The 8,358-nt window shown below is 67.0% G+C and carries 7 protein-coding genes and 1 pseudogene; 3 read left to right on the forward strand and 5 right to left on the reverse strand.

The window, feature by feature from the left end:
- Positions 1 to 612: 612 nt before the first annotated feature.
- Together MKK65_RS27125 and MKK65_RS27130 are read left to right on the forward strand one after the other, a co-directional pair.
- Positions 613 to 1,500: an acyltransferase gene (locus MKK65_RS27125; protein ID WP_152997568.1), complete on the forward strand. Its 888-nt coding sequence runs from the start codon at positions 613 to 615 to the stop codon at positions 1,498 to 1,500.
- Positions 1,493 to 1,753, forward strand: a complete 261-nt coding sequence (locus MKK65_RS27130; protein WP_058193864.1) for a hypothetical protein — start codon at positions 1,493 to 1,495, stop codon at positions 1,751 to 1,753. The genes MKK65_RS27125 and MKK65_RS27130 overlap by 8 nt, the downstream gene beginning before the upstream one ends.
- On the opposite strand, the gene MKK65_RS27135 is transcribed toward MKK65_RS27130, so the two are convergent.
- The 5 genes from MKK65_RS27135 to galE all read right to left on the reverse strand — a co-directional run bounded on the left by MKK65_RS27135 (position 1,750) and on the right by galE (position 7,500).
- On the reverse strand, positions 1,750 to 2,655 hold the full coding sequence (locus MKK65_RS27135; RefSeq protein WP_243961232.1) for an alpha/beta fold hydrolase: 906 nt from the start codon (positions 2,653 to 2,655) through the stop codon (positions 1,750 to 1,752). The two genes, MKK65_RS27130 and MKK65_RS27135, sit on opposite strands and share 4 nt — an antisense overlap.
- A complete protein-coding gene (locus tag MKK65_RS27140; protein WP_243961241.1) occupies positions 2,656 to 3,669 on the reverse strand; it encodes an SDR family oxidoreductase in 1,014 nt (337 codons plus the stop codon).
- A 138-nt stretch (positions 3,670 to 3,807) separates the two neighbouring features.
- Positions 3,808 to 5,238, reverse strand: a complete 1,431-nt coding sequence (locus MKK65_RS27145; protein WP_243961233.1) for a mannose-1-phosphate guanylyltransferase/mannose-6-phosphate isomerase — start codon at positions 5,236 to 5,238, stop codon at positions 3,808 to 3,810.
- A 59-nt stretch (positions 5,239 to 5,297) separates the two neighbouring features.
- Positions 5,298 to 6,440: a glycosyltransferase gene (locus MKK65_RS27150; RefSeq protein ID WP_243961234.1), complete on the reverse strand. Its 1,143-nt coding sequence runs from the start codon at positions 6,438 to 6,440 to the stop codon at positions 5,298 to 5,300.
- 67 nt (positions 6,441 to 6,507) lie between these two features.
- Positions 6,508 to 7,500, reverse strand: a complete 993-nt coding sequence (gene galE / locus MKK65_RS27155; protein WP_243961236.1) for a UDP-glucose 4-epimerase GalE — start codon at positions 7,498 to 7,500, stop codon at positions 6,508 to 6,510.
- A gap of 664 nt (positions 7,501 to 8,164) precedes the next feature.
- Between galE and MKK65_RS27160 the strand changes: the two are divergent.
- Positions 8,165 to 8,358: pseudogene (locus MKK65_RS27160) on the forward strand (sugar transferase); the annotation flags it as partial.

Consider the following 8,358-nt stretch of genomic DNA (forward strand, 5'->3'; position numbering starts at 1 on the left):
TGAGATCATCGGCCTTTGATCAGATGCTTAAATTTCTCTGTCAGTTTTTCACGCCATAAGTCTATTTCATCAACACATCGATTGCATATACCGCATAGATTGGCTGCATATGGTCCGCGTAAGGAATTCAGCCCGGGTGAGATGGTATCGGCCTGAATCGTAAGGCTTGTCGACACATCGCGATTGGCGGGGACGCGCTTTGCCAAGGAGAAGGTCTCGCGCCGTGCCGTCTCTGCGGCGTTGTCAGCGATGGCGATCGTGCTGAGCGGTAAGGCAGCGACGGCACACCTGTAAGCGTATTGGGCTCTCTGATTGGAGGAGCGCCTTCGGTTCGAGGTCGCTGCGCGATGCATTGAGGGCGGTCGCCAGGGAATACCGGACCTTGGACGTGCCGAGACGCCCCGAAACCGGTACGGCTCCGGCTCTCGGAAGGCCGGCTGGACAGGATCAAGATAGTCGTCCGGGGCGATATCGACGCTGCGCAGAGTGCTGCGCCGGCGACGACTCGCTGGCGCGCGCCAAGCTCCTCCCCGCGGCCCGGCATTCCATTGGTCGATCCACGCCGCCGCCACACTACATACCCGATCATAAGGGTGTGGCCGGAGATGTCGTGTGCCTGTGCGTCTGCTCAACAACGGCAATAACAGGATCCAGATCGCGCAGGATTTCTTGGACAATTCCGATGGGACGATCACCATCAACGGTGACGGCAGTCATGTCCTGATCGGGGATGGCGCCAACGCGTTCGAGCGGATGTCGCTCACCTGCGGGCCGAGCTCCACCGTCCATATCGGGCACGGCGTCCGCCTCGCCTCCGTGCAGATCTATGTCTGCCCCCATTCGAAGCTTTTGATCGGGCATCACAGCGCCTTCGCCAACGAGGGCCAGATCTTCGTCCACGAGACGAAGCCGATCACCATCGGGCACAATTGCCTGATCTCGGAGGGCGTCAATTTCTGGGTGAGCGACGCCCATTCGATCATCGATCTCGAATCCGGCCGGCGGATCAACCCGTCGCGACCGATCCATGTCGGCCATCGGGTCTGGCTCGGGCGCAATGTCAGCGTGTTCAAAGGCGCGCATATCGGCGACGGGGCAATCATCGGGGCCCAGTCGCTCGTCAGCGGCGTCATCCCGGGCAACACCCTGGCCTACGGATCGCCTGCCCGCGTCGTGCGCGAAAACGTCAGCTGGGACATCAATCTGATGCCCGACGATGGGGCCGATCCGGGCCCGTCGCCGGAGAAGATGGGGCCGACCGATGGCTTGTCCCGACCGGCGGATGCCCGGCTCGCCCTGGCCGAAGCGCAGTACCGGACGGAGGCGGTCCAGACCGTGCTGGCGGCGGTCCTCGCCAGCCAGAGCTGGCGCGGCCTGAACCGCAAGAAATTCCGGCGGCTGATCGCCGAGGCGAGCAGCGCCGTTCCCGACGCGGGGCCGGCCGCCGTGCAACACGCGGTCCTGCTCGCCGAGGCCCGCAAGGTCCTGTGGCTTGGGTGAGCGTCCCTCCGCCCCCTCGGTCCATTATGTCGGCTTCCGGGACGACCGGTACTGGAACGCCTACCGGATCTTCGGCGGCCCGCGGGTGATCCACCGGCGCTGGGATTTCTACGCCACGCGCGATGTCGGGCCGGGCGATGTCGTGATCTTCGCCCAGGGCGACGAGACACAGCCGCTCGCCGACCGCAACGCCACCGACATCGACGAGCGCTGGCTGCTTGGCCCCCGCCCGGATCCGCTCGAGGACGTCTAACGCCCGATCGACCGGGCCGCCCGCACGACCGCGTCGGGATGGGTATGCGGGAACATGTGCCCGGCCCCGGGCAGCATCTCCAGTGTCGCCGTGGGGATCATTTGGGCAGCAGCAGCCCCGTGAAGGTAGGAGTTCACGACGATGTCGGCGCCGCCGCACAGGATGCGCGTGGGAACCCGGAGGCTAGAATAGCGCATCGCGCTGCGGGTGAGCGCCGGCCAGAGCCAGCCGGCATCCTCGCCCTCGGCGGTTATCTGCGCGGCGCGCCCGGCGAGGGCGAACGGAAAGTCCTGACGAAAGCGCTGCGGCATCGCCTGGGGCAGGAACATCGCGTTCCAGAGCAGCGGGAGAAGCGAGGGATCGCTCGACGCGTGCAGGATTCGGGTCAGCAGCTCGCCACCCAGCGGCAGCGCCCGCGGTCCGAACAGCAGATGCTCCAGGCGCAGTTCCGGGAAGCACACCGGCGCCAGGGAAACGACCCCGGCGATCTCATCCGGGTAGAGCATTCCGTAGGCCAGGGCGACTGCCCCACCGAACGAGTGGCCGAGGATCACCGGACGCTCCAGACCGAGCTGCCGGACCGCGTCCCGGATGCACGCGGCCTGGTCCCAGATGTCGGCGGCGCGCCCCCGCGGCCGCAGGCTGAACCCGTGGCCGGGGCGGTCGACGGCAACCACCCGGAAATGCTCGGCCAAGGCCGGCACCGGCCCGAGCCATTGGTCCTCCAGGCACATCATCATGCCGTGGATCGCAACGAGATCGGGCCCCGAGCCCATCTCGGCATACGCGATGGTCCGATCGTCCGGCAGGTGGACGAGCCGGCGCGGAACGATGCGGGGATCGGCCTGCTCACCTGGGGTCGGCTGAGCCGGCCCCGGGAGCGAACGCGCAGAGTGGGTCAATTACAGGCGCTTCCGGCGCCTGGGGCTGGTGCCGAGCAGGGCCAGGGCCGCCACCGTGCCGACACCGAGCAACCCGGCTGCCGTGGCGAGCGGGTGCAGGCTCGCCCGGGTATAGGCGCTGGTGCGCATCACGTAGACGGGCGGGTCGCCGCGGGTGATACCGGCCGGGACCGGCGCATGCAGGGCTCCGGTCGGATCGCGGGGCGGAATTCCGCGCTTCTGCATCGCGATGATCGCTGGGCCCATGTAATCGTAGGCGCCCGGGGCGAATTCCTTGCCGGCGACAAAGGCCTTGCCGGCGCCGCCGACGAAGATGTCGCGCTGCGGATGCACGGCCGCGTGCAGGATCGCGTTGGCGACTTCCTCGGGCGGGTAGATCGGCGGCGGCAGGGTCGGCTCGCGATCCATGTAGTTGCGCGCACGCTGCGGCAGGGGCGTGTCGATCGAGGCCGGCTTGACCAGCGTCACCGAGATCGGTGCGTCCTCGACCATCAATTCCATGCGCAGGGCGTCGGTGAAGCCCTTCACGGCATGTTTCGAGGCCGCGTACATACCCTGGAACGGGAAGGCGAGGTCGGAGGCGATGCTGCCGACATTGATCAGCGCGCCACCCTGCGCGTGCAGGTGCTCCACGGCCACCAGCGACCCGTAGATCGTGCCCCAGAGATTGGTCTGGATCAGGCGCTGATGGTCTTCGTCGCTGATCTCGCGGAGGCGGCCATAGATCGAGGCGCCCGCGACGTTCACCCAGGTGTCGAAGCCGCCGAACGTCGCGATCGCCCGGTCGGCGATGGCCTGGACGTCGGCGCGGTTGCCGACATCGGCGACGACGTGAAGCGCCTTGCCGCCGACGCCCTCGATCTCGGCCTGGATCCTGGCCAGGGCATCGCCGCTGCGCGCCGCCAGCACGACCCGGGCGCCGCGCTCCGCCGCCATCCGGGCGGTCGCGAGGCCGATCCCGGACGACGCGCCGGTGATCACCACAACCTGCTCGCTGAGCGGCTTATGCTTCATCATTCTTCCCCATCGGGCGATTCCCGCGCCTGGCCCTGTGGGACCGGCGCGTTCACACTCTCAAGGGTAGTCGCCCGGCAGGCCGCATGGTTCCGGCGCGGCCGGGCGTGATCGCGTCGCAGGCGCCTTCGGGACGGCTCAGCGTCCGTAGATATCCTCGACGCGGATGATGTCGTCCTCGCCGGTGTAGGATCCGACCTGGACCTCGATCAGCTCCAGCGGGATCTTGCCCGGGTTGTTCAGCCGGTGCATCGACCCGATCGGCAGGTACACCGCCTCGTTCTCGTGGACCAGCACCACCCTCTCGTCCACGGTCACCTCCGCGGTGCCGCGCACCACCACCCAGTGCTCGGCCCGGTGATAGTGCTTCTGCAGCGATAGACGCCCGCCCGGAACCACCTGGATCCGCTTCACCTGGAAGCGCTCGCCGATGTCGATCCGCTGGTACCACCCCCACGGCCGGTACATCCGCAGATGCGCGTCCGCCTCCGGCTCGCCCGACGCCCGCAGCGCGTTGACCAGCTGCTTGACCTCCCCCGAGCGGGCTTTCGACGCCACCAGCACAGCGTCCGGCGTCGAGACCACGACCACGTCCTCCAGCCCGACCACCGCGGTCAGGCCCTCGCCCTGGCTGTGCACCAGGCTGTTCTTCGTCCCGATCAGCGACACCCGGCCCCGCACCGCGTTGCCCTCGGCATCGTGGTCCAGCACCTGCCAGACCGCGTCCCAGGTCCCGACATCCGACCATGGGAACGACACCGGCAGCACGCCCGCCCGGGCGGTCCGCTCCATCACCGCGTAGTCGATCGAGATCTTCGGCGCCCGCGCGAACGCCTCGCCGTCCAGCCGGACGAAGTCGAGGTCGGTCACCGCAGCGTCCAGCGCGGCGCGGGCGGCCTCGAGCACCTCCGGCACGAAGGCCTCGAGCTCGGCCAGCATCAGGTCGGCGCGGAACAGGAAGTAGCCCGAGTTCCACAGGGCGCCGTCGGCGATCAGCGCCTCGGCGCCGGCACGGTCCGGCTTCTCGACGAACTTCTCCACCCGGGCGGCGCCGGGGGCCTCGGAGATCGGCGCGCCGCGGCGGATGTAGCCGTAATCCGAGGCCGGGCGGGTCGGCTCGATGCCGAGCGTCATGGTGTAGCCGGCCCGCGCGCCCACGGCGGCGGCCTTCACGGCGTCGACGAAGGCCTGGGTGTCGGGCACGACGTGGTCGGCGGCCATGATCAGCACCACCGCCTGCGGGTCGATCGCGGCGGCATGCAGCGCGGCCACCGCCACGGCGGCGGCGGAGTCGCGCCCTTGCGGCTCGAGCACGATGTCGGCGGCGATCCCGAGCTGGCCGCACTGCTCGGCGACGATGAAGCGGGCCTCGGCCGAGGCGATCACGGTCGGCCTGGCGAACACCGACGCATCCGCGACCCGCTCGAGGCTGGCCTGGAAGGTCGAGGTCTTCGCATCCACCAGCCGGGCGAACTGCTTGGGCATGCTCTCCCGCGAGGCCGGCCAAAGCCGGGTGCCCGTGCCGCCGCACAGGATCATGGGATAGACCGTATCGATAGTCTCAGGCATCAAGATCGATCTTTCACAAATAACGTTCTGAACTTTAAGACAGAACGATTAGCCAAAACTCAATTCAATAGGTCCAGCTGTTCGCCGGCCCTGACCGGTCGGTGGCCGTGGTCCTCGCGCTTGAGGACGCCGTCGATGAACTGTGCCATCGCGCCGGTGAAGCGCTCGATGCTGAACTCGGAGGCCCGGCTGACCAAGTCGCTGGGCTTCGGCGCAATCGCCTTGCACCGCGCGATGGCGTCGATCAGAGCGTCCACCGACTGCTCGTGGAAGAACGTACCGGTTACCCCCTCCTGCACCGTTTCGGTCGCGCCACCCTTGCCATAGGCGATTACCGGCCGGCCACTCGCCATGGCCTCGACCGGAACGATGCCAAAATCCTCCTCGCCGGGGAAGATCAGCGCTTGGCAGCGGGCGTAATGATGCTTCAAAACCGCGAAGGGCTGAGGGCCGAGCATCGTGACGTGCGGCCCGGCCAGGCTCCGCAACTCGCGCAGCATTTCGCCGCCACCGATCACCACCAGGGGTTTCTGCAGCCGGTTGAATGCCTCGATCGCCAGTTCCGGGCGCTTGTAGCGAACGAGTTCGCCGACCATCAGATGGTAATCGCCGATCTCGTGCTCCGGGACGGGACCGAACGCGTCGGTGTCGACCGGGGGATAAATGACGGTGGCGCTGCGCCGATAGTAGGTCTCGATCCGCCGTGCGACGGTCGCCGAATTCGCCACGAATTCGTGGACGCGGCTCGCCGAGATGGCGTCCCAGTTCCGGATGTAATGCGCCGCCGGTGGCATGAGGAGCCGGTTCAAGAATCCCGTCCGCTCGCGGTAATCGTGGAACATGTTCCAGACGTAGCGCATCGGGGAATGGCAGTAGCAAATGTGCGTCGCGTTCGAGGGCGGGATGATCCCCTTGGCCGGCCCGGACTCGCTGCTGATCACCAGATCGTAGCCGCGCAGGTCGAGCTGCTCGAGGGCCATCGGCATCAGCGGCAGATAGGATTTGTAGCGCGTCGCGGAGAACGGGAGCCGGCCGATGAACGAGGTCTGGATGCGATGAGCCTTGATCAGTGGCGATATCGAATCCGGTGCATAGGCATGGGTAAAAATATCCGCCTCGGGATACATCTTGCAGAGCGCTTCAACAACCTTCTCACCGCCTCGCATGCCCACGAGCCAATAATGAACAATCGCAACTCGCATACAGGCAACCTCGGTCGGGGCTTATGGCTTGAGGCTTGAGGCTTGTATTAGCACGCTTTAGCGTCGTTCAGATCCGGTTGCGCATACTGAGTTTGTCCTCCCAGGCCAGCGCCTGGGCGACGATGGCGTCGAGATCGTCGTGGCGGGGCTGCCAGCCCAGCTGCGACCGGATCCGGCCCGCCTCCGCCACGATCCGCGCCGGATCCCCGGGCCGGCGCGGGCACAGCCGGACCGCGAAGTCCCGCCCCGAGATCCGCTTGACCACCTCGATCACCTCCAGCACCGAGTAGCCCCGGCCGTAGCCGCAGTTCAGCGTCAGGCTCGCGCCGCCCCCGCGCAGATGGTCGAGCGCCACCCGGTGCGCGTCGGCGAGGTCCGAGACCTGGATGTAGTCGCGCAGGCACGAGCCGTCCGGGGTCGGGTAGTCGGTGCCGTAGACGTCGAGCCGGTCGCGCCGCCCGAGCGCGGCCTGCGTGGCCACCTTGATCAGGTGCGTCGCGTTCGGGGTCGACTGGCCCGAGCGCCCGGCCGGATCCGCGCCGGCGACGTTGAAGTAGCGCAGCACGACATACGAGAAGCCGTGGGCGGCCGCCGCATCGGCGATCATCCACTCGCTCATCAGCTTGGAGCGGCCGTAGGGGTTGATCGGGGCGAGCGGCAGGTCCTCGGGCACCGGCACCACCTCGGGCTCGCCGTAGACGGCGGCCGTGGAGGAGAAGATCACGTGGCGCACGCCTGCGCGGGTGGCGGCCTCGATCAGGGCGCGGGTCTTGACCGTGTTGGCGAGGTAGTAGCCGAGCGGGTCGGCGACCGAGTCCGGCACGACGATCCGGGCGGCGAAGTGGGCCAGCGCGTCGATCCGGTGCTGCAGGATGGTCTGGGTGACCAGCGCCTGGTCGGCGACGTCGCCGACCACGAGCTTGACCCCCTCGGGCACGGCCCAGTCGAAGCCGGTGGAGAGATCGTCGAGCACCACGATCTCCTCGTGGCCGGCATCCAGCAGCGCCAGAACCATGTGGCTGCCGATATACCCGGCCCCGCCCGTCACCAGAACCGCCATGTCACTTCTCCCTTGTACCCGCGACCAGCCCTGTTTGATCGTCCGGACCGAGCTGTCACGTCGCTTGGGCCGCCAGCCTTGCTTCCGGTTGATGGCGCTCACGCCGATTTCATCCGCCACCCGAAAAAGGGCTCGGCTTATCCCTGCTCTGTTCCGCGCGAGCACCCATCTCGCCATCGGGATGCGTAGTCTTCACCGATGCCGCCGATCGGCCGCTCCGTCCGGCCCCCGTCCCGCTTGTAAGCTGAGCGCCAGCCTGGGCCGAGGTCTGCGACGGCACAAGCCGGTAACCGAGGCTGCCGATATCGGTCTTGCGTGCGCCGCACCAATGGAAACGGAGCCATCTCGCGGCCGACGCCTATACCGACACTATACCGTCTCATCCCCAAACCGGGGTTTCTACAGCCTGATCTTTTCTCAAGTTGCCCCAAGGCCGCGCCTTATTTAAGTCGAAACATTGCATAACCGCATAATATGAACCCAGTTTAGACTATCCTCATCGGTATAGCCCAGCTTGTAACAGCGCGAATAATTTGTTAGAAAGACACTATTAACGAGTTGTTAACCAACTCACCGACACCGTCCGTCAGGAAGCGAGTCCATGTTGCGTGAGGCCGGCCCCCCTATCTCCCACCTCGCTTCTGCGCCGCACCATAGGGTTGAGATGTCCGATGTGGCCGATCAGATTGCCGGTCAGGTGAGCGGGGTGGCGGAGGCAATGCTGCCGGAGACGCCGTTTGTCGCGCGGGGGCTGCGGCTCGACTGGGCGGCCAAGCGCGGTCTCGACATCGGGGTGGCTTCCACCGCGCTGTTCCTGCTTCTGCCGCTGATGCTGGTGATCGCCGCGCTGGTGTGGGC

It is taken from the genome of Methylobacterium sp. J-001, assembly GCF_022829565.1.
In the GTDB taxonomy this organism is placed as follows: domain Bacteria; phylum Pseudomonadota; class Alphaproteobacteria; order Rhizobiales; family Beijerinckiaceae; genus Methylobacterium.

Excerpts from the sequence above, each read along its gene's own strand:
- MKK65_RS27140 (WP_243961241.1), bottom strand. The coding sequence starts at position 3,669 with ATGAAGCATAAGCCGCTCAGCGAGCAGGTTGTGGTGATCACCGGCGCG.
- MKK65_RS27145 (WP_243961233.1), bottom strand. The coding sequence starts at position 5,238 with ATGCCTGAGACTATCGATACGGTCTATCCCATGATCCTGTGCGGCGGC.
- galE (WP_243961236.1), bottom strand. The coding sequence starts at position 7,500 with ATGGCGGTTCTGGTGACGGGCGGGGCCGGGTATATCGGCAGCCACATG.
- MKK65_RS27150 (WP_243961234.1), bottom strand. The coding sequence starts at position 6,440 with ATGCGAGTTGCGATTGTTCATTATTGGCTCGTGGGCATGCGAGGCGGT.